The sequence below is a fragment of the Streptomyces sp. NPDC096048 genome, from assembly GCF_044763415.1.
Taxonomy (GTDB): Bacteria; Actinomycetota; Actinomycetes; order Streptomycetales; family Streptomycetaceae; genus Streptomyces.
This window is the reverse complement of the sequence record NZ_JBIWGG010000001.1, coordinates 141,576-166,465: the sequence shown is the minus strand read 5'-3', so window position 1 is coordinate 166,465 and position 24,890 is coordinate 141,576. Positions and strand designations below refer to the sequence as shown.

22 protein-coding genes are annotated in these 24,890 nt (G+C 71.6%); 10 read left to right on the top strand and 12 right to left on the bottom strand.

The genetic code is table 11. The features are described from left to right. Positions 1–297: 297 nt before the first annotated feature. From ACIQ6R_RS00815 to ACIQ6R_RS00770, 10 genes are read right to left on the bottom strand one after another with little or no spacing between them, the layout of a single operon-like run. Positions 298–1,833 (bottom strand): NADH-quinone oxidoreductase subunit N, encoded by a 1,536-nt coding sequence (locus ACIQ6R_RS00815; RefSeq protein ID WP_404217859.1) that lies wholly within the window; start codon positions 1,831–1,833, stop codon positions 298–300. Next, positions 1,830–3,428, bottom strand: coding sequence for a NuoM family protein (locus ACIQ6R_RS00810; RefSeq protein WP_404217857.1), 1,599 nt, complete (start codon positions 3,426–3,428; stop codon positions 1,830–1,832). The genes ACIQ6R_RS00815 and ACIQ6R_RS00810 overlap by 4 nt, the downstream gene beginning before the upstream one ends. A 6-nt stretch (positions 3,429–3,434) precedes the next feature. After that, on the bottom strand, positions 3,435–5,429 hold the full coding sequence (locus ACIQ6R_RS00805) for an NADH-quinone oxidoreductase subunit L (protein ID WP_404168861.1): 1,995 nt from the start codon (positions 5,427–5,429) through the stop codon (positions 3,435–3,437). After that, positions 5,426–5,818: an NADH-quinone oxidoreductase subunit NuoK gene (gene nuoK / locus ACIQ6R_RS00800; RefSeq protein ID WP_404168858.1), complete on the bottom strand. Its 393-nt coding sequence runs from the start codon at positions 5,816–5,818 to the stop codon at positions 5,426–5,428. The genes ACIQ6R_RS00805 and nuoK overlap by 4 nt, the downstream gene beginning before the upstream one ends. After that, the gene (locus tag ACIQ6R_RS00795) at positions 5,818–6,606 is read right to left on the bottom strand and encodes an NADH-quinone oxidoreductase subunit J (protein WP_404217855.1); all 789 of its coding nucleotides are present in this window, start codon (positions 6,604–6,606) and stop codon (positions 5,818–5,820) included. Before ACIQ6R_RS00795 ends, nuoK begins: the two co-directional genes overlap by 1 nt. Further along, complete coding sequence (locus ACIQ6R_RS00790) at positions 6,603–7,352, bottom strand: 4Fe-4S binding protein (RefSeq protein ID WP_404217852.1); 750 nt, start codon at positions 7,350–7,352, stop codon at positions 6,603–6,605. Before ACIQ6R_RS00790 ends, ACIQ6R_RS00795 begins: the two co-directional genes overlap by 4 nt. Positions 7,353–7,354: 2 nt before the next feature. Next, on the bottom strand, positions 7,355–8,323 hold the full coding sequence (locus ACIQ6R_RS00785) for an NADH-quinone oxidoreductase subunit H (protein WP_404217850.1): 969 nt from the start codon (positions 8,321–8,323) through the stop codon (positions 7,355–7,357). Continuing rightward, positions 8,320–9,804, bottom strand: coding sequence for an NADH-quinone oxidoreductase subunit C (locus tag ACIQ6R_RS00780; protein WP_404217847.1), 1,485 nt, complete (start codon positions 9,802–9,804; stop codon positions 8,320–8,322). The genes ACIQ6R_RS00785 and ACIQ6R_RS00780 overlap by 4 nt, the downstream gene beginning before the upstream one ends. Continuing rightward, positions 9,801–10,442 (bottom strand): NADH-quinone oxidoreductase subunit B, encoded by a 642-nt coding sequence (locus ACIQ6R_RS00775; RefSeq protein ID WP_404217845.1) that lies wholly within the window; start codon positions 10,440–10,442, stop codon positions 9,801–9,803. The genes ACIQ6R_RS00780 and ACIQ6R_RS00775 overlap by 4 nt, the downstream gene beginning before the upstream one ends. Then, positions 10,433–10,828 carry an NADH-quinone oxidoreductase subunit A gene (locus tag ACIQ6R_RS00770; protein WP_375913287.1) on the bottom strand — a complete coding sequence of 132 codons (396 nt, stop codon included), beginning with the start codon at positions 10,826–10,828 and terminating at the stop codon, positions 10,433–10,435. Before ACIQ6R_RS00770 ends, ACIQ6R_RS00775 begins: the two co-directional genes overlap by 10 nt. A 241-nt stretch (positions 10,829–11,069) precedes the next feature. On the opposite strand from ACIQ6R_RS00770, the gene ACIQ6R_RS00765 reads away from it, so the two are divergent. The 7 genes from ACIQ6R_RS00765 to rarD all read left to right on the top strand — a co-directional run bounded on the left by ACIQ6R_RS00765 (position 11,070) and on the right by rarD (position 20,281). Further along, a complete protein-coding gene (locus ACIQ6R_RS00765; RefSeq protein WP_404217842.1) occupies positions 11,070–12,299 on the top strand; it encodes a sensor histidine kinase in 1,230 nt (409 codons plus the stop codon). Positions 12,300–12,416: 117 nt separating this feature from the next. Further along, positions 12,417–13,784 carry a sensor histidine kinase gene (locus tag ACIQ6R_RS00760; protein WP_404168840.1) on the top strand — a complete coding sequence of 456 codons (1,368 nt, stop codon included), beginning with the start codon at positions 12,417–12,419 and terminating at the stop codon, positions 13,782–13,784. A gap of 352 nt (positions 13,785–14,136) precedes the next feature. Continuing rightward, positions 14,137–14,796, top strand: a complete 660-nt coding sequence (locus ACIQ6R_RS00755) for a LuxR C-terminal-related transcriptional regulator (RefSeq protein WP_404170650.1) — start codon at positions 14,137–14,139, stop codon at positions 14,794–14,796. Between the two features lie 279 nt (positions 14,797–15,075). After that, positions 15,076–17,004: a 2-oxoacid:acceptor oxidoreductase subunit alpha gene (locus ACIQ6R_RS00750; protein ID WP_404168837.1), complete on the top strand. Its 1,929-nt coding sequence runs from the start codon at positions 15,076–15,078 to the stop codon at positions 17,002–17,004. After that, a complete protein-coding gene (locus tag ACIQ6R_RS00745) occupies positions 16,997–18,046 on the top strand; it encodes a 2-oxoacid:ferredoxin oxidoreductase subunit beta (RefSeq protein WP_404217839.1) in 1,050 nt (349 codons plus the stop codon). The genes ACIQ6R_RS00750 and ACIQ6R_RS00745 overlap by 8 nt, the downstream gene beginning before the upstream one ends. 191 nt (positions 18,047–18,237) lie before the next feature. Further along, the gene (locus ACIQ6R_RS00740; protein ID WP_404217837.1) at positions 18,238–19,098 is read left to right on the top strand and encodes an SDR family oxidoreductase; all 861 of its coding nucleotides are present in this window, start codon (positions 18,238–18,240) and stop codon (positions 19,096–19,098) included. A gap of 136 nt (positions 19,099–19,234) precedes the next feature. Further along, complete coding sequence (gene rarD, locus ACIQ6R_RS00735) at positions 19,235–20,281, top strand: EamA family transporter RarD (protein WP_404217834.1); 1,047 nt, start codon at positions 19,235–19,237, stop codon at positions 20,279–20,281. Positions 20,282–20,334: 53 nt separating this feature from the next. On the opposite strand, the gene ACIQ6R_RS00730 is transcribed toward rarD, so the two are convergent. Continuing rightward, a complete protein-coding gene (locus tag ACIQ6R_RS00730; protein WP_404217831.1) occupies positions 20,335–21,009 on the bottom strand; it encodes a CGNR zinc finger domain-containing protein in 675 nt (224 codons plus the stop codon). Positions 21,010–21,030: 21 nt separating this feature from the next. On the opposite strand from ACIQ6R_RS00730, the gene ACIQ6R_RS00725 reads away from it, so the two are divergent. Continuing rightward, positions 21,031–21,501 carry a VOC family protein gene (locus ACIQ6R_RS00725; RefSeq protein WP_404168823.1) on the top strand — a complete coding sequence of 157 codons (471 nt, stop codon included), beginning with the start codon at positions 21,031–21,033 and terminating at the stop codon, positions 21,499–21,501. Between the two features lie 171 nt (positions 21,502–21,672). Further along, entirely contained in the window at positions 21,673–22,647 is a 975-nt protein-coding gene (locus tag ACIQ6R_RS00720; RefSeq protein ID WP_404217828.1) for a M28 family metallopeptidase, read from the top strand. A 33-nt stretch (positions 22,648–22,680) separates the two neighbouring features. Here ACIQ6R_RS00720 and ACIQ6R_RS00715 read toward each other — a convergent pair whose 3' ends face one another. Next, complete coding sequence (locus ACIQ6R_RS00715; protein WP_404217826.1) at positions 22,681–24,063, bottom strand: tetratricopeptide repeat protein; 1,383 nt, start codon at positions 24,061–24,063, stop codon at positions 22,681–22,683. 227 nt (positions 24,064–24,290) lie between these two features. On the opposite strand from ACIQ6R_RS00715, the gene ACIQ6R_RS00710 reads away from it, so the two are divergent. After that, a complete protein-coding gene (locus ACIQ6R_RS00710) occupies positions 24,291–24,860 on the top strand; it encodes a DUF6668 family protein (RefSeq protein ID WP_404217824.1) in 570 nt (189 codons plus the stop codon). Positions 24,861–24,890 lie beyond the last annotated feature (30 nt).

Sequence of the window (24,890 nt, the reverse complement as noted above, 5' to 3'; positions counted from 1 at the left end):
GGGGAACCCTTTGCTTGCTGGTGTCGCTCGCTCTGGTTGCTTCCTGGCCTCCGATACCACCGGTGCCGTGGCATCACGTCCAGTGGACCCTTCTGTACTGGTCAACGCCAGGCGAGGGCCGCCAGTTCCCTGGCGCCCGCGGCAGCGCGCTTGGTCCGAACGGGTGACGGCCGCAGCGGGCGGCACACGCCCGTGGAGGACGGGCAGCGCACGCGCGTGTGCGCGAAGCGGCCGCGGCCGCGGCTGCGGCTGCGGCTGCCGTGCCGCTGCCGCTGCCGCTGCCGCTGCCGCTGCCGCTCAGAAGAGTGCGGTGTCGGCGAAGCGCAGGATCAGCTGCGGTGCTCCCGAGAGGGCGACGGCGAGGACCGCGGTCACGGTGATCGCGGCCGTGAGGGGGGCGGGGACGCGGTGTTTCACGGCCGCGCCCTCGGGCGCCCGGAACAGCAGGGCCGTCCACTGGAGGTAGTAGAACAGCGCGATGACGACGTTGACGGCCATGACGACGGCCAGCCAGCCGAGACCGGCGTCGACGGCCGCGGAGAAGACGGTGACCTTGGCGAAGAGACCGATGATGCCGGGCGGCAGTCCGGCGAGGCAGAGCAGGAAGAACGCCAGGAGCAGGGCCGCGAGCGGGTGGGACGTGTACAGGCCGCGGTAGTCGGCGACGCGGTTCAGGGACCTGGTGCGGCCGACGAGTGCGGCCACCGCGAAGGCGCCGAGGTTCACCGCGGCGTACATGAGGGCGTAGGCGACGGTGGAGCCGATCGAGCGTTCGGGAGCGTCGGAGTACGCGGCGGCGGCGATCGGGACGAGCAGGTAGCCGGCCTGGCCGACGGACGACCAGGCGAGCAGGCGAACCGCGCTGTGCGCGCGCGTGGCCTGCTGGCGGAGGGCTCCGACGTTGCCGACGGTCATGGTGAGCGCGGCCAGCGCCGCGAGGGCCGGCCCCCAGACGTCGGCGTAGGACGGGAGGGCGATGACCGTGACGAGGATCAGACCGGAGAAGCCGACCGCCTTGCCGACCACGGACAGGTAGGCCGCGATCGGCAGGGGCGCGCCCACGTAGGTGTCGGGCACCCAGAAGTGGAAGGGCACTGCGGCCGCCTTGAAGGCGAAGCCGACGAGGGTGAGGACGACACCGGTCTGGACGAGCGTGGTCAGCTGCCCGTCGACGTCCTGGATGCGTTCGGCCACCTGGGTGAGGTAGAGGGTCCCGGTGGAGGCGTACACGAAGCTGATGCCCATGAGGCTGACCGCGGTCGCGGTGACCGACGACAGGAAGAACTTCAGCGCCGCTTCGGAGGACCGGCGGTCGCCCTGGCGCAGGCCCACGAGGGCGAAGGCGGGCAGCGAGGCGACCTCCAGGGCGACGACGAGGGTCGCGAGGTCGCGGGAGGCGGGCAGGAGCGCGGCGCCGGCCGCGGAGGAGAGCAGCAGGAACCAGAACTCGCCCTCGGGCAGTCCGCGGTCGGCGTCCTTCACGGCGGTGACCGAGAGCAGGGCGGTCACGAGGGCGCCGCCGAGGACCAGGAACTGGATGGCGAGGGTGAAGGTGTCGGCGGTGTAGCTGCAGACGTCGGCGTCGCCGGTCAGGCAGAACGTCGAGCGGTCGCCGTTCACCAGGGGCAGCAGCATGAGCGCGGCGGCGGCGAGCCCGGCGACCGACATCCAGCCGAGCAGCGACTTGCGGGCGTCCTTGACGAAGAGATCGGTGACGAGGACGACGAGCCCGACGACGGCCGCGATGGTGGGCGGCGCGATGGCGAGCCAGTCGACGGACTGGACGAGGTTCTGGGCCAGTGGCGCCGCCACGAGCTGGGCCGGGGAGCTCATCGGGTGCCTCCTGAGAGGAGCTGCTGCACGGCCGGGTCGGTCAGCCCGAGAAGGACCTTGGGCCAGAGTCCGGCGACGAGGGTGAGGGCGACGAGCGGCGTCCAGGCGGCGAACTCGTACGTGTGTACGTCGGCGAGCTTCGGGGCTTCCCGCGCTACGGCGCCCATGCAGACGCGGCGGACCACGATCAGCATGTACGCGGCTGTCAGCAGGGTGCCGAACGCGGCGACGGCCATGAAGGTGAGATAGGCGGGGCGACTGAGGTCGTCGTGGGGGTCGAAGGCGCCGAACAGGGCGAGCATCTCGCCCCAGAATCCGGCCAGGCCCGGCAGACCGAGCGAGGCGACCGCGGCGAAGGCGAGCAGACCGCCGAGGCGCGGCGCCTTGCCGTACAGGGCGGCCCCGGTCTCCTCGGCGAGGGTGTCGAGGTCGGTGGTGCCGGTGCGGTCCTTGAGCGCGCCGACCACGAAGAAGAGCAGGCCGGTGATGAGGCCGTGGGCGATGTTGGCGAACAGGGCGCCGTTCACGCCGGTCGGGGTCATGGTCGAGATGCCGAGCAGGACGAAGCCCATGTGGCCGACGGAGGAGTAGGCGATGAGGCGCTTGAGGTCGCCCTTCGCTCCCCGTTTGGCGAGGGCCAGGCAGGCCAGGGAGCCGTAGATGATGCCGACGACGGCGAACGCGGCGAGGTAGGGCGCGAAGGTGTGGAAACCGTCCGGTGCGACCGGCAGCAGGATCCGGACGAACCCGTACGTACCCATCTTCAGCAGGACACCGGCCAGCAGGACCGAACCGACGGTCGGCGCGGCCGTGTGGGCGTCGGGCAGCCAGCTGTGCAGCGGCCACATCGGGGTCTTGACGGCGAGCCCGACACCGATCGCCAGAACGGCGATGACCTGCACGGATGTGGTCAGCGACCGGCCGTTGTCAGTGGCGAGTGCCACCATGTCGAATGTGCCCGCCGTGATTCCGATCAGGAGCAGGCCGAGCAGCATGACGACGGAGCCGAGGAGCGTGTAGAGGATGAACTTCCAGGCGGCCCCGGCCCGTCCCTCGCCGCCCCAGCGGGCGATGAGGAAGTACATCGGGATGAGGACCATCTCGAAGGCGAGGAAGAACAGGATCAGATCGAGGACGGCGAAGGTCGCGAGGGTGCCGGACTCCAGGACGAGCAGCAGCGCGACGAAGGCCTTCGGGCTCGGGGCCGCGGCCCGCGGCGTCAGCCGCTCGTGTCGCTGCTTGAAGTACGTGTAGAGCGCGCAGAGGAAGGTCAGCAGCGCGGTCAGGACCAGCAAGGGGAGGGAGATGCCGTCGATGCCGAGGTGGATGCGCACGTCGAGTGCGGGGATCCAGCTGATGTCCGTGCTGGCCTGCATCTTCGACGGATGGTCGTGGTCGAAGCCGAGCACGAGGACGATCACGGCGACGAGGACGACGCCGGTGACGGTGACGCCGTGCCGGAGGACCGCCTGCTCGGGCGACTTCCCCTTCAGTCCGGGCGGGGCCGGCAGGAGAGCGGCGGCGGCGCCGAGGAGCGGGCCGACGACGATCAACGCCAGAAGGACCTGCATCACGGACTCGTTGATATCGATCACGCCTGCTCACGCTCCCGTGGCGACGAGGACGGCGGCGACCGCCAGGACGACGGTGCCGGCGAGCAGCGCGCTCACATAGGTCTGCACATTGCCGGTCTGGGCACGCCGTACGGCGGCCCCGAGCCAGCGGGGCAGGGTGCCCGCCCCGCGCACGTAGGTGTCGACGACCTCGCGGTCGAGGAACCGGACGAGACTCGCGCCGGCCTGGACCGGACGCACGAAGAGGGTCGTGTACACCGCGTCCAGGTGGAAGCCGACGGCCGCGTGCCGGTGCAGCGGCCCCAGCAGGAGCCGTCCGGGGTCCGACGGGTCGGGCGCGTAGGCGATGTCTCCGTAGGCGGGCTTGTGGCTGGCGATGGCCTCGGCCTCCACCAGGGCGGCGTCGCCCTCCGGGTGGGCCGCGACGGCGCCCAGCGGGGCCCGGTCCGCGAGCACCGTGGTGTGGCGCCATGCCGCGTAGGTGACGATGCCGCCGACCAGGGCCACACCCGTGCCGAGCACGGAGGTGGTGAGGGTGGGGGTGAGGTCCTGTCCGTCGAACCAGTCGGGCAGCAGACGGAAGGCGAGTCCGCCGAGGGCGAGTGAGGGGATGGCCAGGACCCAGAGCACGGCGTTCATGACCATCGGCTGCCTGCCGTGGTCGGGGGCCTCGGCACCCCGCCCGCGGAAGGCCAGCAGCCACAGACGCGCCGCGTACGCGGCGGTGAGCAGGGCCGCGCACAGGCCGGCGACGAGGACGGTCCAGCCCGCGGCGCCGGGTGCGTGCTCGTTGTGGCCAGTGGCGGCGTGCTCGGCGGCGACGAGGACGGACTCCTTGGAGAAGAAGCCGCTGAAAGGCGGGATCGCGGCAAGGGCCAGCAGCGCCACGGTCATCGTCCAGTAGGCGTCCGGGACGCGGTCGCGCAGGCCGCGCATGCGGGACATGGCGGCCAGCGAGTTGGTGCCGGCGGCGTGGATGATCACGCCGGCGGCGAGGAACAGCAGCGCCTTGAAGGCGCCGTGCGAGATGAGGTGGAAGACGGCGGCACCGCGGTCGCCGGCGGCGAGGGCGCCGGTCATGTAGCCGAGCTGCCCGATGGTCGAGTAGGCGAGGACGCGCTTGATGTCGTCCTGGGCGAGCGCGGCGAGCGCCGAGCCGACCATCGTGACCGCGGCCATGACGGCGAGGACGATCATCGCGGCCCGTGAGGCCTCGAAGAGCGGGAGGAGCCGGGCGACGAAGTAGACACCCGCGGCGACCATCGTCGCCGCGTGGATCAGCGCGGAGACGGGTGTCGGGCCCGCCATCGCGTCGGGGAGCCAGGTGTGCAGCGGGAACTGCGCCGACTTGCCCGCCACACCGGCCAGGAGCAGCAGGGCGATCAGCGTCGGGTGGTCGAGCGAGCCGTTCGCGACCGCGCCGAGGATCTTGGTGATGCGAAAGGAGCCGGCCTCGGTGGCCAGCGCCAGCAGGCCGATCAGGAAGGGGACGTCACCGAGCTTGGTCACCAGGAAGGCCTTGAGGGAGGCGGCACGGGCCTCCGGGGTCTCCCAGTAGTGGCCGACCAGGAAGTACGAGCAGATGCCCATGATCTCCCAGCCGACCAGCAGCACCATCAGGTCGCCGGAGTAGACGACGAGGAACATGGCGGAGGTGAACAGGGAGACGAGAGCGGCGTACGAGGCGTAGCGGGGGTCGTCGCGCAGGTAGCCCGTCGAGTAGATCTGCACACAGGTGGCGACGGTGCCGACCAGTACGGCGACGAGGGCGGCGAAGCCGTCGATGTGCAGGGCCAGCTCGATGGGGACGGAACCGGTGGGCGTCAGCTCCGTGACGGCGTCGACGGCCCGGCCGCCGCCCTGGCGGGCCGCGACCACTACGGCGAGGACGAGGCCCGCCAGCGTCGGCAGGACGGCGAGCGGGCGGACGAACCCGGGCGCGGTGCGGCCCAGCAGAAGGCCGGCGGCTGCCCCCAGGAAGGGGAGGAGGGGGACGAGTACGGCGAGGGTGGTCGTGGTCACGCGGTGGCCTCAGCCTTCTCGGCGGCCGTCCCGGTCGCGGGGGCATCGGTGTCGGAGCCGTCCGGCTCGTGGCCCTCGGCGGTGTCTCGGAGCTTGTCGATGTCCGAGGTGCCGCGGTTGCGGTGGACGGCGAGCACGATCGCCAGGCCGATGCCGATCTCGGCGGCCGCGATGGCGATCGTGAACAGGGTCAGGGCCTGGCCGGAGTGCAGGGTCTCCTCGGCGGCCTTGCTGAGCCAGACGTCGAAGGCGACGAGGTTGAGGTTGACGGCGTTGAGCATCAGCTCGACCGACATCAGGACCAGGATCGCGTTGCGGCGGGCGAGGACGCCGTACAGGCCCGTGCAGAACAGGAGGACGGAGAGAACGGCGGGATAGGCGAGGTGCATCAGCGGTCACCACCCTTGTCGGCACCGTTCGGGTCGGCAGGCGGGTCGGTCTCGGTCGTGCGGCCGGTGTCGGGTGTGCGGCCCGTGGCGGCTGCGGGACCGGTGGCGGCTGCGGGGCCGGTGTCCGCTGCGGGGCCGGTGTCCGCTGCGGGGCCGGTGGCAGCTGGGGAGCCGGTGTCGGCTGTGCGGCCCCGGCCGGCCGTGGGGTCCGCCTTGGCCTTGCGGGACAGGACGATGGCGCCGACCAGGGCGGCTAGGAGGAGGACGGAGAGTGCCTCGAAGGGGAGGACCCAGTTCTGGAAGAGGCTCGCTCCGGTCACGGCTGTGGAGCCGGCGGCCGGGCCGTCCAGGTCGATCCAGGTGGTACGGAAGGCGTCGACGACGACCCACACCAGGGCCGCCGCGGCGGCCACGGCCACGGTGAGGGCGGCCCAGCGGTTGCCGGAGTCCGCGTCCGGGGACCGGCCGATGGGCGCCCTGGTGAGCATCAGGCCGAACAGAATGAGGACGACGACGGCACCGACGTAGATGAGGACCTGTACCCACGCGATGAACTCGGCGGTGAGCAAGAGGTACTCGACGGCGAGGCCGCCGAGGGCCACGACCAGCCACAGGGCGGCGTGGACGAGCTGCCGAGTGGTGACGGTGACGACGGCGGCGCCGAGGGTGACGAGGCCGACGAGAAGGAAGGCGATCTCGACGCCGGTCGGGGAGAGGAAGCCGTGGGATTCGGCGGCCTTGGCCGTGGAATCCGCGGCGAGGTGACCGACGGTCGTTGCGAGGGTCATTCCCGGCCCTCCTGGTCCGGCTGGTCCGGCTGGTCCGGAGTGGGTTCCGGCTGCTCCGACGTCGGCCTCGGCTGGTCCGTCTGCTGCTTGGAGTCGCCCATCGGGCGGGTGGGCTGCTCGGCGGCGCGGGCCTGCTCGTCGGCGTGCGGTTCGGTCGCCCGGGCCGTTTCCTGTTGGACCGTCTCCTGCTGGACCGCCTCCCGCTGTGCCGCCTCGCGCTGAGCGGCCAGCTTGTCGGCGGTCTTACGGGCGGCGGCGAGTTCCTTCGGTTCCTCCGCGCCGGGGTCGAGGGCGGGCGGGGCCGGAACCGTCCACATCCACTCGCGGAGCTTGTCGCGTTCGTGCGTGAGATCACGGATGTCGGTCTCGGAGTACTCGAACTCCGGGGACCAGAACAGGGCGTCGAAAGGACAGACCTCGATGCAGATACCGCAGTACATGCACAGGGAGAAGTCGATGGCGAAGCGGTCGAGGACGTTGCGGCTGCGGTCGCGTCCGCCGGGGGTCGCCGCCGGGACCGTCTCCTTGTGGGAGTCGATGTAGATGCACCAGTCCGGGCACTCGCGGGCGCACAGCATGCAGACCGTGCAGTTCTCCTCGAACAGGCCGATCACACCGCGGCTGCGGGGCGGGAGCTCGGGCTGGACTTCCGGGTACTGCTCGGTGACGGTCTTCTTCGTCATCGTGCGCAGGGTGACGGCCAGACCCTTGGCCAGGCCGCTGCCGGGGATCGACAGGCGGGACATGGTTACCGAATCACCACCTTGACGATGCCGGTGAGGGCGATCTGGGCGAGGGACAGGGGGACGAGGAGCGTCCAGGACAGTTTCTGGAGCTGGTCCTCGCGCAGGCGCGGGTAGGTCACGCGCAGCCAGATCACGACGAAGGCGAGGACGGCCGTCTTCAGCAGGGTCCACACCCAGCCGAGGCCGTCGGCGCCCCAGGGGCCATGCCAGCCGCCCAGGAAGAGGACGGTGGTCAGGCCGCACAGGACGACGATCCCGGCGTACTCGGCGAGGAGGAACAGGGCGAAGCGCAGGCCGGTGTACTCGGTGTAGGCGCCGAAGATGATCTCCGAGTCGGCGACCGGCATGTCGAAGGGGGGTCGTTGCAGTTCGGCCAGCCCGGCGACGAAGAAGACGATCGCGCCGACGATCTGCCAGGGCAGCCACCACCACTCGAAGGCGTCGAGGATGCCGACGAGCGAGACGGTGCCGGCCGCCATCGCGACCGAGGCCGCGGTGAGCAGCATCGGAAGTTCGTAGGCGAGGAGTTGGGCGGCGGTCCGCAGGCCGCCGAGGAGGGAGTACTTGTTGGCGGAGGCCCAGCCGGCCATGAGCGAACCGAGGACGCCCACGCCCATGACGGCGAGGACGAAGAAGAGGCCCGCGTCGACGACCTGGCCGACCGCGCCCTCTCCTGGGCCGATGGGGATGACCAGGAGAACCAGGAGGTACGGCAGGAGGGCCACGGCGGGAGCGAGCTGGAAGATACGGCGGTCCGCGTCGGCGGGGACCACGTCCTCCTTCTGCGCGAACTTCACGCCGTCCGCGACGAGCTGGGCCCAGCCGTGGAAGCCGCCTGCGTACATCGGGCCGAGGCGGCCCTGCATGTGGGCCATCACCTTGTGCTCGGTCTGGCCGACGAGCAGGGGGAAGGTGAGGAAGACGACGAAGACGACGAGGAGGCGCAGGGTGACGTCGAGCGCGTCGTTCACTGCGGGCCTCCTGGGGGGTTCGGGCGATTGTGGTTCTTGGGGGTGCCGGAGTCGTCGGGGGCTTCGGTGTCGTCCGGGGCGCCGATGTCATCCGGGGTGCCGGAGTCGTCCGGGGTGCCGGAGTCGTCGGTGCCGTCGTCAGGGAGGCCGGTGTCGCTGGGGGCGTCGGCTTCGTCGGACGTCTGGTGGGCTCCGGGGGCCTGATCAAGTCCCTGTTCCGGCTCCCGTGTCTCCCCCTGCACGGGCTTCTCTTCCGCCGTGCCGTCCGGAGCCGCCCTGTTCTGCCCCGGCTCCGTCCCGTGACGCGACTCGGGCTCGACCTCGTCGAAGGCAGGGCGGGCGTGGTGCCACGGGGCGTCCGGGCTGCGCGGTGTGGAGGGGGCGGTCTTCGGAGCCGGTTCCTCCGTGCGTGGAGACGTGGCGGGGTCGTCGCCGGCGGGGCTGACGGGGCTGACGGGGTCGGCGGGCGTCTCGTCCGGGGTCCCGGTGTCGGAGTCGGAGGGGGAGCGCATGCTCGCCGACCCCTCGGACGCGCTCCGGGCCCGCCGGGGTCCCCCGGTGCCGCCCGCTCCTGCCCGCTGCGACGCCGAGCCCTCACCGGCGCTGCGCGCCCGTCGAGCCGGCGGGGCGACCGAGGACTCGGTAGTCGAGGGCTCGGTAGTCGTGGACTCGGCCGCCGAGGGCTCGGTAGTCGAGGGTTGGGCCGCCGGGGGCGTCTGGCTGGCGGAGCCCTCCGCCGCCGTACGGGAGCGGCGCGGGGTGGCGGGGGTGTCGGTGCCGGGCGCCGTCTGGCTGGCGGAGCCCTCGCCGGCCGTGCGGGTCCGACGGGCCGGTCGGTCACCTGCCGCGCGGGCCGGGCGCTCCCCCGCCGCCCGCCCCGCCCCGCGTGCCGGGCGGGCCGGAGCGGGAGGCAGCTGGCCCTTCAGCGGGCCCCACTCGTTGGGGTCGGGGACGCCCGGCGGCAGCATCTGACGGCGCCGGGGGCCGCCGTGGTCGGACTCGCCCGGCTCCTTGGCCCCGGGCCAGGCCTTGGCGACGCGGGCGGCGAGGACGAAGTCCTTCCGCAGGGGGTGTCCCTCGAAGCCCTCCGGAAGGAGCAGGTGGTCCAGCGCCGGGTGGTCCTCGAAGGCGACGCCGAACATCTCGTGCGTCTCGCGCTCGTGCCAGGCCGCGCCCGCGTACACCGCGACGGCGGTGGGCAGGACCGGGGTGTCGTGCGGGACGGTCGTACGCAGCAGCAGCCGGCGTACGGGGCCGAGGGCGACGACGTGCGCCGCGACGCGGAAACCCGTGCCCGGTTCGTCGACCGCGCTCAGCCAGTCGAAGTACGTGCAGCCCAGCCGGTCACGCGCCGTCTCCAGCGCGGAGATCCAGGACACCGGCGGCACGTCCACGGTCAGGACGTCGTACGACTCCTCGGCCGTGGCCTGGGCGCCGAAGAGTTCCTCGGCATCGGCGGGCAGCCAGCCGACCGCGGTCATCGGGCCTCCCCCGGTCCCGAGGGACGGTCCGCGGCGGAGCCCGGGGCCGGGGCAGCGTCAGGGGACGGTGGCCGCACCAGGCCGCTCTGCAGCGCGGTCGCCGACGCCCGGGGCGAGGTGCCGTACCGCTCCCCCAGCGACTCCCGCGCGATCTTCTCCTGAAGCTTCAGGATCCCCTGGAGCAGCGCCTCGGGGCGCGGCGGGCAACCGGGGACATAGACGTCGACCGGGATGATCTGGTCGACGCCCTTCGTCACCGAGTAGGAGTCCCAGTAGGGGCCACCGCAGTTGGAGCAGGCACCGAAGGAGATGACGTACTTCGGCTCGGGCATCTGCTCGTACAGGCGCTTGACGGCCGGCGCCATCTTGTCGGTGACCGTGCCCGAGACCACCATCAGGTCGGCCTGGCGAGGGCCCGGCGCGAACGGGATGACGCCGAGCCGGATGAAGTCGTGGCGCGCCATCGACGCGGCGATGAACTCGATCGCGCAGCACGCGAGACCGAAGTTGAAGACCCACAGGGAGTACCGGCGGCCCCAGTTCAGGACGACCTTCATCGGTTCCGGGGCGAGACGGGCGAGCGCGCCGAGCCGCTTGGGCTCCGGGAGCGGCACGGGTCCGGCGGGGTTCACGTCCATGACAGGACGCCCTTCTTGTATGCGTACAACAGACCCACGGCGAGGAATCCGAGGAAGATGAACATCTCCACGAGGGTCGTCGCGCCGTACCCGGGGTCGGCGAAGACCGTCGCCCAGGGGAAGAGGAAGATCGAGTCGACCGCGAAGATGACGTAGAGGAACGCGTAGACGTAGTAGCGGACCTGGGTGTGCGCCCAGCCGTCGCCGACGGGGTCCACCCCGCACTCGTACGTCAGCAGCTTCTCGGGGGTCGGGACCACGGGCCGCAGCAGGTGCCCGGCCCCGAATGCGACGGCGACGAAGAGCACGCCCACGACTGCGAGCAGCCCGACGACCGAGTAGGACTGGAAATAGTCCGCGGCGAGCCCGACGGTCGGTTCCGGCACGTGCGTCCCTCTCTCCCTGACCTGACGCTGCTGTCCTGGCGCCGCTGTCCCGACGCTGTTGTCCTGGCGCCGCTGTCCCGACGCTGCTGTTCGACGATCTGTGCGTACGGGAGTCTAGGGCCTGATAAAGAGACGGTAAGCAGCCCGTCACACCTTGGGACACGGGGGTGGGGTTTTCCTCAGTGGATCCCGGCGGTCCACCTCATGGCGCGGCGCCGCGCCGCACGGCACGCTGACTCGTATGACCGAACGCCTCTCGACAGCGACTTCCGCCGGGACCAGCGGCGCAGCGACCGGCGAACGCCTGCCGCCGGCCCGTTTCGCCTACGACCGGCACACCTGGAAGGAGATCGCCCACCTGCTGGCGAATCTCCCGGCGGCGCTGCTCGGATTCATCTACGTCGTGACGATGCTGGGCGTGGGCGCCGGGTTGACGGTCACGGTGATCGGGGCCCCACTGCTGGCGGCCGGCCTGCTGGGCGCGCGGCAGTTGGGCAAGCTGGAGCGGGCGCGGGCCCGTGCACTGCTCGGGGTGCGGGTGGACGAGCCGAGCCGGCTGCCGTTGCGGGGCAAGGACGGGTTCTTCACCCAGTTGTGGATGGCGCTGAAGGACCCGGTGGGCTGGCGCACGGTCCTGTACGACTTCATACGGCTTCCCTGGGGCATCCTCACCTTCGTCATCACGCTGACGTCGTTGTTCGTACTGTGGCCGGTGCTGCCCTTCATCGCGCGGGGCCTGGCCAACGCGGACCGGGCGATGGTGCGCGGCCTGCTGTCCCCGTCCGACGAACTGGAGCGGCGGATCGCCGAGCTGGAGTCGGACCGGGGGGTCGTGGTCGACACGGCCGCGGCAGACCTGCGGCGCATCGAGCGCGACCTGCACGACGGGGCACAGGCCCGCCTGGTCAACCTGGCCATGGGCCTGGGCCTGGCCAAGGAGAAGCTCCTGGAGGACCCCGACGCTGCGGCGACCATGGTCGACGAGGCGCACGGCGAGGTGAAGCTGGCCTTGCAGGAGCTGCGGGACCTGGCGCGCGGCATCCATCCCGCCGTGCTGACCGACCGCGGCCTGGACGCGGCGCTCTCCTCGGTCGCCTCCCGCTGCACCGTGCCGGTCAAGGTGACCGTGGACCTGACGGAACGGCCCGCGGCGGCCATCGAGGGCATCGCCTACTTCACCGTCTCGGAGCTGCTCCAGAACGTCAGCAAGCACAGCGCGGCGAGGTCCGCCTCCGTGGAGGTGTGGCGGTCGTCCGACCGACTGCTCATACAGGTGGGGGACGACGGCCGCGGGGGCGCGCGCCTCGACGGTGGTACGGGGATGAAGGGCCTCGCCGACCGGCTGTCCGCCGTCGACGGTCTCTTCGTCGTCGACTCGCCGGAGGGCGGCCCGACGACGGTGACGGCCGAACTGCCGTGGCGCGACCGCGAGGACGCCAACATCACCTCCCGTGCCTCGGGCCCGAGGTAGGGGGTGGGGAAAACCCCCCTCTTGAGACGCCGACGAGCTCCATGGCCCGTGGGTGTGCGGTCGAGGAGGGTGGAGTTACGACAGCACAGCCGTAGGACGAGGAGAAGGACGGCACCGATGGCCACGGAATACGGACAGGGTTACGAGTTGGGGAGCGGGCCCGGCTTCTCCGGAGACACCCGTGCGCGACGTCACCGGCTGCCGGCGGGGCTGCGGGCACCGTTCGAGGCACGCAGCTGGCGCGAGTTCGGCTATGTGCTGCTCAGCCTGCCGATCGGCATCCTGCTCTTCACGTACGCCGTCACGATGACGTCGCTGGGAGCGGGCCTGCTGGTGACGTTCCTGGGCGTCCCGGTGCTGGCGGCGGCGCTCGCCGGGTGCCGCGGCTTCGGCGCGATGGAACGGGCGCGGGCCCGTGCCCTGCTGGGGCTCCGGGTGGCCGATCCGGCCCCGCTGCGGCTGAGGAAGCAGGGCGCGATGGGATGGATAGGCGCCGTACTCAAGAGCGGCACCTCCTGGCGGAGCCTGCTGTACGCGGTGCTGCAGTTCCCGTGGTCGGTGTTCTCGTTCGTCGTGGCCCTGAACGTCTGGGCGGTCGGCTGGGCGATGCTGACGTACCCGCTGTGGTTCTGGGTGTTCCCGATGTACGCCGGCCAGGACGGGCTCCAGCTGTACGGCGACGAGACGCACCGGATCTACTTGGACAACCCCTTCGAGATCACCGTGACCGCGCTGGTCGGGCTGCTGTTCACGCTGGCGACGCCGTGGATCGTCCGGGCGCTGACGACGGTGGACCGGCTGATGGTGCACGGGCTGCTCGGACCGTCGAGGCTGGCGACCCGGGTGGTGGAGCTGGAGTCGGACCGGGGGGTCGTGGTCGACACGGCCGCGGCGGACCTGCGGCGCATCGAGCGCGACCTGCACGACGGGGCACAGGCCCGCCTGGTCAACCTGGCCATGGACCTGGGCCTGGCCAAGGAGAAGCTGCGGGAGGACCCGCGGGCGGCGGCGGTCATGGTGGACGAGGCGCACGGCGAGGTGAAGACGGCACTCCAGGAGCTGCGGGACCTGGCCCGGGGCATCCATCCCGCGGTCCTGACCGACCGCGGCCTGGACGCGGCGCTGTCGGCGGTCGCCTCGCGCTGCACCGTGCCGGTGCGGGTGGAGGTCGACCTCGCGGAGCGGCCGGCGTCGGCGATCGAGGGAATCGCGTACTTCACGGTGTCGGAGCTGCTGCAGAACATCAGCAAGCACGCGCGGGCCACGTCGGCCGCCGTGGAGGTCTGGCGGGTGGAGAACCGACTGATGCTTCAGGTCGTGGACAACGGCGTGGGCGGGGCGGCTGCGTCGGCCGGGTCGGGACTCGCGGGGCTCGCGGAGCGGCTCGACGCGGTGGACGGGATCCTCGTGGTGGACTCACCGGCCGGCGGGCCGACCCGGGTGACGGCGGAGCTGCCGTGGCGGAACGAGCCGGTGGCCAGGTAACGGCCGAGAGGCCATCGCGGGAGCTGCCGCGGTGGCCCTGCGAGAGACGCCGCGACGGCCATCGCGGCGTCTCTCGCGGCGCCGGGAGGGCCATCGCGCGAGCCGCCGGGCGGCGTGATCGAGAACCGGCCGAAAGCCGGCCCCCGAGCGGCCGAGCCCCGGACTGCCGCCCCGCTCGTCCCGCTCTCGCCCTCCCCTCTCTTCCCGCTCTCTTCCCGTTGCCCGAACGCATCCGGCCTCCGATGCTGGAATGCTGGACCTGTCGCACGGACGGTTCGTGGACGCGGCGTGGGCCGCGCGGGCCGTGGGGTGGTGGACGGGCTGTGGGGGACCGAAGATCGTGGAGGACAAGGTGCGGGTGGTCATCGCCGAGGATTCAGTGCTGCTCCGAGAAGGGCTGACCCGGTTGCTGACCGACCGCGGGCACGACGTCGTGGCCGGTGTCGGCGACGGCGAGGCACTGATCAAGACCATCACCGAGCTGGACGCGCAGGGCGAGCTGCCGGACGTCGTGGTGGCGGACGTACGGATGCCGCCGACACACACCGACGAGGGCGTGCGCGCCTCGGTGCAGTTGCGCAAGGCGCACCCGGGCCTCGGCGTACTGGTGCTGTCCCAGTACGTGGAGGAGCGGTACGCCACGGAGCTGCTGGCCGGTTCCAGCCGCGGCGTCGGTTACCTGCTCAAGGACCGGGTGGCCGAGGTACGGGAGTTCGTGGACGCGGTGGTGCGGGTGGCGGAGGGCGGTACGGCGCTGGACCCGGAGGTCGTCGCGCAGTTGCTCGGGCGCAGCCGCAAGCAGGACGTGCTGGCGGGACTCACCCCGCGGGAGCGGGAGGTCCTGGGACTCATGGCCGAGGGCCGGACGAACTCGGCGATCGCCCGCCAGCTCGTCGTGAGCGACGGGGCCGTCGAGAAGCACGTCAGCAACATCTTCATGAAGCTGGGGCTGTCCCCGAGCGACGGTGATCACCGGCGGGTGCTCGCCGTGCTGACGTATCTCAATTCCTGATATCAGCGGTCCGCCCGGCGGAAACGGCCGCCGGGCTCGGCTGCCTGGGTGCTCATCCGAACGAGGAGAAACCGACGCACGTGCGGGGTGCGTCTTCACGAACGTCACGAGCGCCGGGGGGCGGGAAAACGTGGAGTTCAAGGGCCACGGGTCGTTTCGAGGTCGTGTCCATCATGCGAATGTCCACCGGAAGTCAACACCTGCGGACGTAGGGTTGATCCCGGGACGGTCGGTGGGAGACCGATCCCCGGACAGCCGCCTCGAGGGAGGTCCAGTTCAGTGACCAGTCAGGTCAGCAGCCCAGCGGAGCAGGCCGACGGAACCGTCGTAGGAGAGCAGCGCAAACCGGTCGGGGCGAAGGACGTCCGCCGGCTGGACCGGGTGATCATCAGGTTCGCGGGGGACTCGGGTGACGGGATGCAGCTCACCGGTGACCGTTTCACCTCGGAGACCGCGTCGTTCGGCAACGACCTGTCGACGCTGCCGAACTTCCCCGCCGAGATCCGGGCGCCCGCCGGCACCCTCCCGGGTGTCTCGTCCTTCCAGCTGCACTTCGCCGACCACGACATCCTCACCCCCGGCGACGCACCCAACGTGCTCGTCGCGATGAACCCGGCCGCGCTGAAGGCCAACATCGACGACGTGCCACGCGGCGCGGAGATCATCGTCAACACCGACGAGTTCACCAAGCGGGCCATGCAGAAGGTCGGCTACGACACCTCGCCCCTGGACGACGGGTCCCTCGACGGTTACCACCTGCACCCGGTACCGCTGACCACCCTGACCGTCGAGGCCCTCAAAGAGTTCGACCTCACCCGCAAAGAGGCCGAGCGCAGCAAGAACATGTTCGCGCTCGGACTGCTGAGCTGGATGTACCACCGGCCCACCGAGGGCACGGAGAAGTTCCTGCGGGCCAAGTTCGCGAAGAAACCCGACATCGCCGCCGCGAACATCGCCGCCTACCGGGCGGGCTGGAACTTCGGCGAGACGACCGAGGACTTCGCGGTCTCCTACGAGGTCGCTCCGGCGGCCACGGCGTTCCCGCCGGGCGTGTACCGCAACATCTCCGGGAACCTGGCCCTGTCCTACGGCCTGATCGCCGCCTCCCGCCAGGCCGACCTGCCGCTCTTCCTCGGCTCCTACCCCATCACCCCGGCCTCCGACATCCTGCACGAGCTGAGCCGGCACAAGAACTTCGGCGTGCGCACCTTCCAGGCCGAGGACGAGATCGCCGGCATCGGCGCCGCACTGGGGGCCGCCTTCGGCGGCTCGCTGGCCGTGACCACGACCAGTGGCCCGGGCGTGGCACTCAAGAGCGAGACGATCGGGCTCGCGGTCTCCCTGGAACTGCCGCTGCTGGTCGTGGACATCCAGCGTGGCGGACCCTCCACCGGTCTGCCGACCAAGACGGAACAGGCCGACCTGCTGCAGGCCATGTACGGGCGCAACGGCGAGGCTCCGGTCCCCGTCATCGCACCCCGCACCCCCGCCGACTGCTTCGACGCCGCCCTGGAAGCGGCCCGGATCGCGCTGGCCTACCGCACCCCCGTCTTTCTCCTCTCCGACGGCTACCTGGCCAACGGCAGTGAGCCGTGGCGGATCCCGGAACCGGACGAGCTGCCCGACCTCACGGTGCAGTTCACCCAGGGCCCCAACCACACCCTGGACGACGGCACCGAGGTGTTCTGGCCCTACAAACGCGACCCGCACACCCTCGCCCGCCCCTGGGCCGTCCCCGGCACCCCCGGCCTGGAACACCGGATCGGCGGCATCGAGAAGCAGGACGGCACCGGGAACATCTCCTACGACCCGGCCAACCACGACTTCATGGTCCGCACCCGCCAGGCCAAGGTCGACGGCGTCGAGGTCCCCGGCCTGGAGGTCGACGACCCGCACGGCGCCAAGACCCTCGTCCTCGGCTGGGGATCGACGTACGGCCCGATCACGGCGGCCGTACGACGGCTGCGCACCGCCGGCCAGGCGATCGCCCAGGCCCACCTGCGCCACCTCAACCCCTTCCCGCCCAACCTCGGCACGGTGCTGAAGCGTTACGACAAGGTGGTGATCCCCGAGATGAACCTCGGCCAGCTCGCCACCCTGGTCCGGGCGAAGTACCTGGTCGACGCGCAGTCGTACAACCAGGTCAACGGCATGCCGTTCAAGGCGGAACAGCTCGCCACGGTCCTGAAGGAGGCCATCGATGACTGAGGCACTGAAGCTGGTCCCCAGGGCCGAGGGCAAGCAGTCCATGAAGGACTTCAAGTCCGATCAGGAAGTGCGCTGGTGCCCCGGCTGCGGCGACTACGCCGTCCTCGCCGCCGTCCAGGGCTTCATGCCCCAGCTCGGCCTGGCGAAGGAGAACATCGTCTTCGTCTCCGGCATCGGCTGCTCCTCCCGCTTCCCGTACTACATGAACACCTACGGGATGCACTCCATCCACGGCCGCGCCCCCGCCATCGCCACCGGGCTGGCCGCCTCCCGCCGCGACCTGTCCGTCTGGGTCGTCACCGGCGACGGCGACGCCCTCTCCATCGGCGGCAACCACCTCGTCCACGCCCTGCGCCGCAACGTCAACCTCAAGATCCTGCTCTTCAACAACCGGATCTACGGGCTGACGAAGGGGCAGTACTCCCCCACCTCCGAGGTCGGGAAGATCACCAAGTCGACGCCGATGGGGTCGCTGGACGCGCCCTTCAACCCGGTCTCCCTGGCCATCGGCGCGGAGGCGTCCTTCGTCGCCCGGACCGTGGACTCGGACCGCAAGCACCTCACCGAGGTCCTGCGCCAGGCCGCCGAGCACCCCGGCACGGCCCTGATCGAGATCTACCAGAACTGCAACATCTTCAACGACGGCGCCTTCGACGCCCTCAAGGACAAGCAGCAGGCCGAGGAAGCGGTCATCCGCCTGGAGCACGGGCAGCCGATCCGCTTCGGCACCGACGGCTCCAAGGGCGTCGTACGCGACCGGCGGACCGGCGACCTGAGCGTCGTCACCGTCACCCCGGACAACGAAGCGGACATCCTCGTCCACGACGCCCACGCCGCCTCCCCGACCACCGCCTTCGCCCTGTCCCGCCTCGCCGACCCGGACACCCTGCACCACACCCCCATCGGTGTCCTGCGCTCCGTCGACCGGCCGGTCTACGACACCCTCATGTCCGACCAGCTCGACACCGCCATCGAACAGAACGGCAAGGGCGACCTCGCCGCACTCCTCACCGGCAACGACACCTGGACGGTCGTCGGCTGACACCGGCGGCGGTTCACGGCTTCGCGGAGGCCCGGGCGGAAACGCCCGGGCCTCTTCGTCTGCCGTTCCGGCTCAGACTCTCGGCTGCTTACCCATAGGTAAGTGACTAACTTCAAAGTGGGCACTTTCCTTCAGTTAGCGCAGCTTTTAGAGTCAGTGGCATCGCACCCCTCACAAGGAGTACTGAAGCCATGAGCATCGTCGTCACCGGAGCCACCGGACACCTCGGCCGCCACGTCGTGCGGCAGCTGCTGGAGAAGGTGCCGGCCGACCAGGTCACCGCAGTGGTCCGTGACCGCGACAGGGCCGCCGATCTCGCCGCCCGCGGCGTACGGCTCGCGGTCGCCGACTACAACACCCCGGAGAGCTTCGACAACCTGTTCGCGGCCGGCGACCGGGTGCTGCTGATCTCCGGCAACGAGTTCGACAAGGGCCGGGTCCAGCAGCACACGGTCGTGATCGACGCGGCCAGGAAGGCCGGCGTCGCCCTGCTCGCCTACACCAGCGCTCCCAGCAGCCTCACGGCCGCACTCGCCGACGATCACCGCGCCACCGAGAAGGTGCTGGTCGGTTCTGGCGTGCCGTACGTACTGCTGGGCAACGGCTGGTACCACGAGAACTACACCGAGCAGCTCGCCCCGGTCCTGGAGCACGGTGCCGTCGTACAGGCGGCCGGCGAGGGCCGGATCTCCTCCGCCTCCCGCGCCGACTACGCGGCCGCCGCCGTCGCCGTACTGACCGGCGAGGGCCACGAGAACACGGCGTACGAGCTGGGTGGCGACGAGGCCTGGAGCTTCGCCGAGTACGCGGCCGAACTGAGCCGGCAGACCGGCAAGGAGATCGCCTACCACCCCGTCTCCACCGAGGCCTACACCGGCATCCTCACCGGCGCCGGGCTGCCCGGGCCGCTGGCCGCCGTCCTCGCGGGCGTGGACGCCGCCATCGAGAAGGGCGAGCTGGTCGTCTCCACCGGCGACCTGTCCCGCCTGATCGGCCGCCCGACCACACCGCTCGCCGAGGCCGTCGCCGCCGCACTCAGGAGCTGCCCCTGACCGCCCGTCTTCACCACACCCACCCCGCCTGTCATGACCGTATGCCGATACGGGCATGACAGGCGGCCGGGTGCGGCGCTACCTTCGTCCTGGCATGCATCCGTCCCGGCATGCCGAGTGCGAGAAGGAGGTGCCCGTGGCCGGGTCGTCCAGGAGTGAGCAGCGAATAGGCCTGCTGAACGGCTTCGCGGCGTACGGGATGTGGGGGCTCGTCCCACTGTTCTGGCCGTTGCTCAAGCCCGCCGGGGCCGGGGAGATCCTCGCCCACCGGATGGCGTGGTCCCTCGTCTTCGTCGCCGTCGCCCTGCTCGTCGTACGGCGCTGGGCCTGGGCCGGCGAGCTGCTGCGGCAGCCGCGCAGACTCGCCCTGGTCGCCGTGGCCGCCGCGGTCATCACCGTCAACTGGGGCGTCTACATCTGGGCCGTGAACAGCGGCCATGTCGTCGAGGCCTCCCTCGGGTACTTCATCAACCCGCTGGTCACCATCGCGATGGGCGTGCTGCTGCTGAAGGAGCGGCTGCGGCCCGCGCAGTGGGCGGCGGTCGGGACCGGCTTCGCGGCCGTGCTCGTCCTCACCATCGGCTACGGCCAGCCGCCGTGGATCTCCCTCTGCCTCGCCTTCACCTTCGCCACCTACGGACTGGTGAAGAAGAAGGTCAACCTCGGCGGCGTCGAGTCGCTGGCCGCCGAGACGGCGATCCAGTTCCTGCCCGCGCTCGGCTACCTGCTGTGGCTGGGCACACAGGGCGACTCCACCTTCACCACCGAGGGCGCGGGGCACGCGGCCCTGCTCGCCGCGACCGGCGTGGTCACCGCCATCCCCCTGGTCTGCTTCGGCGCGGCGGCGATCCGCGTGCCGCTGTCCACCCTGGGGCTGTTGCAGTACCTGGCCCCGGTCTTCCAGTTCGTGCTCGGCGTCCTGTACTTCGGCGAGGCCATGCCGCCCGAGCGCTGGGCCGGCTTCGGACTGGTGTGGCTGGCGCTCGCGCTGCTCACCTGGGACGCCCTGCGCACCGCCCACCGAACCGCCCGGACGCTCAGGGCACAGCTGGACCGGGCGGGCGGCGGTGTGCCGCCGGTCAAGGGGAGCACCGCACGGCAGTCGGAGATCGTGGCCTCGGGGGTGCCGGCCCCTGATTCCGCCGGGTCCGAACAGCTCGACACGGCGACAGGGAAGCCGTAACCGCCCGACCACCCCGCCGCCGCCTTTCGTCAGCGCCCTGCCGCTGTCCTTCGTCAGCCCTTCCCGGGCGCCCGCCGCGCGCGGTGTGCCCGGGCCTTCTCCCGGTTGCCGCAGTGCTCCATGGCACACCAGCGGCGGCGGCCCGGGCGTGAGGTGTCGACGAAGAGCAGACGGCAGTCGTGGGCGCCGCACTCCCGGACGCGGTCGGCGTACGGGCCGGTGAACAGCTCGATCGCGTCGCGCGCGACCGTCGACAGCAGGCGGGCGCCCGTGGCGCCCGGGGCCCAGCCGCGGGCGCCGTCCGCCTCGATGCGCGCGACGAGCGGGGGTTCGGCCGCGGCGGCGTTGACGGTGTCCAGGTGGGCGGGCTGGAGCGGACGCCCGTGCGCGCGGTCCGCGGTGAGCGGGAAGAGGGCGTCGCGCAGTGTCCGGGCCCGCTCCACATCAGTCCGGTCCACGGTCAGGTCCAGCCCGTCCGGCAGCCGGCTGCGGCCGGCCCACGCGGCCAGGTCGGCGGGCTCGTGCAGCACCTCCCAGCGTGCGTAGGCGCCCGGCCCGCCCGTCGTCAGCAATTCGAGGCAGAGCGCGCCGGGGTCGAAGCGGTACGGCTTGCCCTCGTGCGACCGCAGCGTCAGTCCGGGTGGACTGGATGCAGGTGGACTGGACGCACCGGACGCACCGGACGCACCGAGAGGCGGTTTCGGCGATTCCGTTGCCCGCTCACTCATGTAACCACTATAACGGGTTACATGACATCGACCTCCGGACCGGCTCCCCTGCACTTCAAGATCGTCATCGACGCCGCCGCCCCGCACGCACAGGCGGACTTCTGGGCCGCCGCCCTCCACTACGAGGTGGAGGACAACAGCGCACTCATCGAGAAACTGCTGGGTTTCGGGGCCGTACCGGCCGAGCTGACCGTCGAGTCCCATGGCCGCCGCGCCTGGCGGGACCTGGCTGCCGTACGGCATCCCGACGACCCCTACCAGGAGGAGAGCGGCACCGGGCTGGGGCGGCGGCTGCTGTTCCAGCGCGTACCGGAGGCCAAGACCGGCAAGAACCGGCTCCATCTCGACCTGCACCCGGGCGAGGGCCGCCGCGAGGCGGAGGTCACCCGGCTGGAGGCGCTGGGAGCGAGCGTCCTGCGGCAGGTGAAGGAGCAGGGCGGGGAGTGGGTGATGATGGCGGATCCGGAGGGCAACGAGTTCTGCGTGCACTAGGGCGCACCTTCCACGCCCAGCGGGGCGCGCTCTCCAGGGGTTTCCGATATGCGCGACACCGTGGCCGAATAGCGGCTTGACGGTCGGTCAGCCCCGGCCACACCATCCAGGCACCCCATTCACTGCGGAGTCCCCTCCCCAGGGCCTCCCTAGGAATCCGGAGCCCCCCACATGAAGCTCCCCCGTTCCGGGCGTGCGCTGGCGGCCGGTGCCGTCGCGGTCGCCACACTGATCACCGGCGGATCGATGGCCGGCGCCGCACCCGCGGCCGGCCCCGCCTCCGCGACCGGCGCCGCACCCGCGGCCGTCGCCGCGCCCGACATACCGATAGCCAACGTCAAGGCCCACCTCACGCAACTCCAGTCGATCGCCACGGCGAACGGCGGCAACCGCGCCCACGGCCGCCCCGGCTACCAGGCCTCGCTCAACTACGTGAAGGCCAAGCTGGACGCGGCCGGTTTCACCACCACCGTCCAGCGCTTCACCGCCTCCGGCCGCACCGGCTACAACCTGATAGCCGACTGGCCGGGCGGCGACGCCAATCAGATTGTCATGGCCGGGTCACACCTGGACAGCGTCTCCTCCGGCCCCGGCATCAACGACAACGCCTCCGGCTCGGCAGCCGTCCTGGAGACCGCGCTCGCCGTCGCCCGGTCCGGCCACCAGCCCACCAAGCACCTGCGGTTCGCCTGGTGGGGCGCGGAGGAGCTGGGACTGGTCGGCTCCCGCTACTACGTCAACAGCCTCGGCTCCACGGGCCGCGCGAAGATCAGCGGCTATCTGAACTTCGACATGATCGGCTCGCCCAACCCCGGCTACTTCGTCTACGACGACGATCCCACCATCGAGCAGACCTTCAAGGACTACTTCGCCGGCCTCGGCATCTCCACGGAGATCGAGACCGAGGGCGACGGCCGCTCCGACCATGCGCCCTTCAAGAACGCGGGCGTCCCCGTCGGCGGCCTCTTCAGCGGCGCCGACTACCGGAAGACGTCCGCGCAGGCGGCCAAGTGGGGCGGCACCGCGGGCCAGCCGTTCGACCGCTGCTACCACTCGTCCTGCGACACGACCGCCAACATCAACGACACGGCCCTGAACCGCAACAGCGACGCCATCGCGTACGCGATGTGGGAACTGTCGCAGTAGGGCCGACGCGCCGCCTCCCCGGAGCCCGCCCGGTCAGCCGGTCTGGGCGCGGGCACGCTCGGTGAGGCGGCCCATGCGGCCGCGGGCGGACTCCAGTTGCTCGGAGTCGTCCGCGGCCGGACCCTCCTCGGCGGCGAGTTCACCCCACAGACCGACCAGTTGGCTCCCCAACTCCAGGCCCCGTGCCGGGTCGCGTACGGCGCGCCAGGCGGTGGCGGCGCTCTGGACGTTGCCGTACGCGGCCTCCGCGTCGCCCGCGCGGCGGTGTATCCGGGCCAGGTCGAGGGAGAGGCTGAAGGCGCGGTCAGGGTCGCCTGACAAGTAGGCGATGTACGCGGTGAGTTCGCGGAGCCGGAGGACCTCCGGGTGCTCCGGGCCCAGCGTCCCCGAGGCTTCGGCCACGGTCTGCTCCGCCAGTCGCGCGGCCGCCTCCGTCCGGCCCTCCTTGACGGCCTCGTTGACGCGGGCCGTCGGCTCCGCGAGGAGCGCGGGGGCGGTGGCGTCGCCGGGCGCGGTGAGCGGTCCGTCCCCGAGCACGGCCTCGGCCACGGCGTCGAAGCCGCGGGCGGGGGTGGGCTTGGGGTCGAGGTCGAGGTCGGCGACCGGCTCGGGGAGGCGGGGCGGCTTCGGAGCGGCGACCGGCCTGGGGGCGGCGATCGACTCAGCACCGCCCTTCGATTCAGCACCATGGATCGGCTCGGGACCATGGATCAGCTCGGGACCGCGGATCGGCTCAGCACCACGGATCGGCTCAGCACCATGACCCGGCCCAGCGCCATGACCCGGCCCAGGACCATTCATCGGCCCAGGTGCGGCCTGCGGTGCCGCGCCTTCGCGGGCGCCGGTCGTGGAAGCGCCGTCCATCCGGGGCGGCGGACCGAACTCCCCCGTGGGCGGCGCCACCGTACCCGGCGCAGGGCCCTCGCCCGGTTCCGGCAGGGCGCGCAGCGTGAACGTCGGCGCGGACTCGCCGGCCGGCGTCCGCTGCGACTCGGGCACCTTCGGGAGGCAGAAGGCCGGGGCGCTGTCCCGTACCGGCTCCACCGTCCGCAGGACGTGAGTGTGCTGGTCGCGCCGTACGGCCGGTTCCTCGGGAGCCGTCGGAACCGGCTCCGCGGCGAGATGGCTGGAGCCGTCCGGGTCGACGCGGAGCGGGACGGAACAGCCGATGCGCTCGTCGTGGATCGTGGCGAGGACGGGATGGCCGGCGGCGAGGGCGAGGCGGTGGAGGCGGTTCAGAACGGCGTTCTGGATCTCCTCGCCGGGGGCCGCGACGACCAGCGAGCCGTCGATCGAAGCGCTGCGTGCGTCGGAATCGGCCACCGGCACACGGACGTCGATCGGCGTCGCCGCAGGGGCGGGCGAGCGCTCGGCGCCCTCGTGGTCCCGCTGCTTCTCGCGGCCGAGTCGAGACATCGTCCCCCCACTCATCGGCGGCTTCCGTCGGCGGTTTCGACTGCCTGCCGTCCAGAGCCTGTCATGCCTGTCGTACACCTACTGTCGAGTCTCTCCGCTCGCTCGCGATTCTCACGTCACCGGGGTGTCACAGGCTCGTTCCAGGAGGTCACGCCCGTATCGGCGGGTCGAACGAGGACGGGCGCGCGAGGGCGTGACACGGGAGGAGACCGGGCAGGCGGACCGGCATGCGACAGGGACCGGAGATATGGATCCGCGGGCCGGTGGCCGTACCCGAGCCGCCCGCGACACCGCCCACCCCAGAGCCGCCCACCCCGGCACCACCCGCCCCACCGGCGCCCGCCCCGGCGCGACCGTACTCAGAGCCGCCCGCCCCCTCCCCCACCGACGCCCGGCGCTTCTCCTGGGTCGGCGCGCACGGTGGCGCCGGCGTGTCGACGCTCGCCGCCGTGTACGGCGGGCGGGACTGCGGGCGCGGCTGGCCCGGCCCCGGCGACCCGCCGTCCGTACTGCTCGTCGCCCGTACGCACGCGGCCGGGCTGGCGGCGGTCCACCGGGCCGTGGCGGCCTTCCGGCACGGGCAGGCGCCCGCCGGGCTCGACCTCGACTCCGTCGTCCTCGTCGCGGACGCGCCCGGGCGGCTGCCCCGGCCGCTCGCCCAGCGCGTGAGGCTGCTCGAAGCGGCCGTGGACGTCCATCGCGTCCCGTGGGTTCCGGCCTGGCGCCTCGGCGAGACGGACGGAAGTCCGCCACGGGGCACCGATTCCCTGGTCCGCCTCACCGGGCTGGTGCGCTGAGCCACTCGCGCACAGGGAACAGATGGACAG

Coding starts and splice junctions, on each gene's coding strand:
- ACIQ6R_RS00725 (WP_404168823.1), top strand. CDS start 21,031: ATGACATCGACCTCCGGACCGGCTCCCCTGCACTTCAAGATCGTCATC.
- ACIQ6R_RS00710 (WP_404217824.1), top strand. CDS start 24,291: ATGCGACAGGGACCGGAGATATGGATCCGCGGGCCGGTGGCCGTACCC.
- ACIQ6R_RS00720 (WP_404217828.1), top strand. CDS start 21,673: ATGAAGCTCCCCCGTTCCGGGCGTGCGCTGGCGGCCGGTGCCGTCGCG.
- ACIQ6R_RS00790 (WP_404217852.1), bottom strand. CDS start 7,352: ATGTCCCGCCTGTCGATCCCCGGCAGCGGCCTGGCCAAGGGTCTGGCC.
- ACIQ6R_RS00740 (WP_404217837.1), top strand. CDS start 18,238: ATGAGCATCGTCGTCACCGGAGCCACCGGACACCTCGGCCGCCACGTC.
- ACIQ6R_RS00760 (WP_404168840.1), top strand. CDS start 12,417: ATGGCCACGGAATACGGACAGGGTTACGAGTTGGGGAGCGGGCCCGGC.
- ACIQ6R_RS00775 (WP_404217845.1), bottom strand. CDS start 10,442: ATGGACGTGAACCCCGCCGGACCCGTGCCGCTCCCGGAGCCCAAGCGG.
- ACIQ6R_RS00765 (WP_404217842.1), top strand. CDS start 11,070: ATGACCGAACGCCTCTCGACAGCGACTTCCGCCGGGACCAGCGGCGCA.
- ACIQ6R_RS00730 (WP_404217831.1), bottom strand. CDS start 21,009: ATGAGTGAGCGGGCAACGGAATCGCCGAAACCGCCTCTCGGTGCGTCC.
- ACIQ6R_RS00815 (WP_404217859.1), bottom strand. CDS start 1,833: ATGAGCTCCCCGGCCCAGCTCGTGGCGGCGCCACTGGCCCAGAACCTC.
- ACIQ6R_RS00795 (WP_404217855.1), bottom strand. CDS start 6,606: ATGACCCTCGCAACGACCGTCGGTCACCTCGCCGCGGATTCCACGGCC.
- nuoK (WP_404168858.1), bottom strand. CDS start 5,818: ATGCACCTCGCCTATCCCGCCGTTCTCTCCGTCCTCCTGTTCTGCACG.
- ACIQ6R_RS00780 (WP_404217847.1), bottom strand. CDS start 9,804: ATGACCGCGGTCGGCTGGCTGCCCGCCGATGCCGAGGAACTCTTCGGC.
- ACIQ6R_RS00715 (WP_404217826.1), bottom strand. CDS start 24,063: ATGTCTCGACTCGGCCGCGAGAAGCAGCGGGACCACGAGGGCGCCGAG.
- ACIQ6R_RS00745 (WP_404217839.1), top strand. CDS start 16,997: ATGACTGAGGCACTGAAGCTGGTCCCCAGGGCCGAGGGCAAGCAGTCC.